This is a genomic window from Clostridium sp. DL1XJH146 (assembly GCF_054819755.1).
In genome coordinates this window covers 1-1,768 of sequence record NZ_JBTVVN010000091.1, presented here as the reverse complement: position 1 = coordinate 1,768, position 1,768 = coordinate 1, and the positions used below count along the sequence as shown (strand labels likewise).

At 32.4% G+C, this 1,768-nt stretch carries 1 protein-coding gene; it reads left to right on the top strand.

The window, feature by feature from the left end:
* Positions 1-156 precede the first annotated feature (156 nt).
* A complete protein-coding gene (locus tag ACVHXK_RS18595; protein ID WP_461207905.1) occupies positions 157-1,596 on the top strand; it encodes an IS6 family transposase in 1,440 nt (479 codons plus the stop codon).
* The last annotated feature ends 172 nt before the right edge of the window (positions 1,597-1,768 follow it).

Here is a 1,768-nt window from a genome sequence, read left to right as displayed (position 1 = left end):
GTTAGTGTAAAGTTTTTTACACTACTTTCTTTATTAAATCTTTATATATCAAGGTTTTCAAAGTTTTTTAGAATAAAAAAACAATGACCCCCTTTTTCTTGTTATAATTGAAGTTCCCACACCACAAAAATAAACCAAGAAAGGATGATCATTGTCATGTCTTCAATTATAACTTATTTATTTTTATATAATCAATATCTTTTGAAAATTATTTCTCAATTACTTCTGTTTATTGCTAAATATATTCCACTTAAACAATGGGCTTTTGAAGATTCACATAGCCCAGAATACCAAAAATTCAAAGTAGACAAGCTACCAAAAATTATCCGTCATGAGAAAGTAGATTATGAATTCCTATTAGCTTATTACAAGCATAAATACAACAAAACCCTTCATCCAGTCAATAGACGCAACGGTAAAACTATTTCTAAAGAAATTGTGTGTCCTAAGTGTGGTGCGCCTCATGATTATATCTACGATAACAATGGAAATAGAGGTCAGTATAAATGTAAAGTTTGTGATTGCAACTTCAACGAAAGCAATTTTGCCACAAACCCTACGATTTTTAAGTGCCCTTATTGTGGTCGAACACTTGAAAAGAAGAAAGATCGTAAACACTTCCGTGTTAACAAATGCGTAAATCCTAAGTGCTCATACTATTTGAATAATCTCAAAAAACTTCCTAAGGATTTAAATCCTTGTGAAAAACATAAGTACAAGCTTCATTACATTTACAGAGAATTCACTATTGACTTCTTCAAAATGGATTTATACTCGCTTCCTAAGCGTGCTATAAACTTTAGATTCAAAAAGTTTAACCCACACATTTTAGGTCTATGCTTGACTTACCATGTTAATCTTAAGCTTTCTACTAGACAAACTGCTCACGCATTGAGAGAAGTGCATGGTATAGATATATCACACACAATGGTTGCTAATTATGCGATGACAGCTGCCGCTGTAATTAAACCGTTTGTAGATTCATTTGACTACAAACCTTCTAAGATACTTTCAGCTGATGAAACGTATATTAAGATGAAAGGAGTCAAACACTACGTCTGGATTGTTATGGATGCTTGTAAGAAATCTATTCTTGGTTATCAAGTTTCTGATACAAGAGCTGTTGGACCTTGTATTCTTGCTATGCGTATGGCTTTTGATAAATTTAAAGTCTTCCCTAACAAACTTCTTAAATTCGTTGCAGATGGTTATAGTGCATATCCTTTAGCCAAGCAACAATTTGAATTAGCAGAAGGTAAAATTTTTGATATAACTCAAGTTATTGGACTTAGCAACGATGATGAAGTATCTACGGAATATCGTTGGGTTAAACAAGTCGTGGAACGCTTAAATCGTACTTTTAAAAGCTCATATCGCGTCACTTGTGGATATGGTAGCGAAGCTGGTGCCCTTTATGGTGTTTCGCTTTGGGTAGCCTATTATAACTTTCTACGCCCACACCCTTATAATTATTGGCGACCTTTAAATGAACTTGATGCCTTAGCGCAAGCCGATAATATGCCTGCCAAATGGCAATTATTGATTTTGCTTGGTCAAGAAACTATCTTAAAAAAGCAAAATAATCAAGTTTCTTAAAATGAATAAAATTTCATAAGCATCAATAAACATTTATTTCCAAAAGAAAGGCTTTATTTTGGTGCGCATTTTTAAGTTTTGATAGATAAAATTAAACATTTTTTCTTATTTCCTATGCTATAATGAGAAATATTTTTCTGCGTACTTTTTTCATAGATTACTTTACACTATC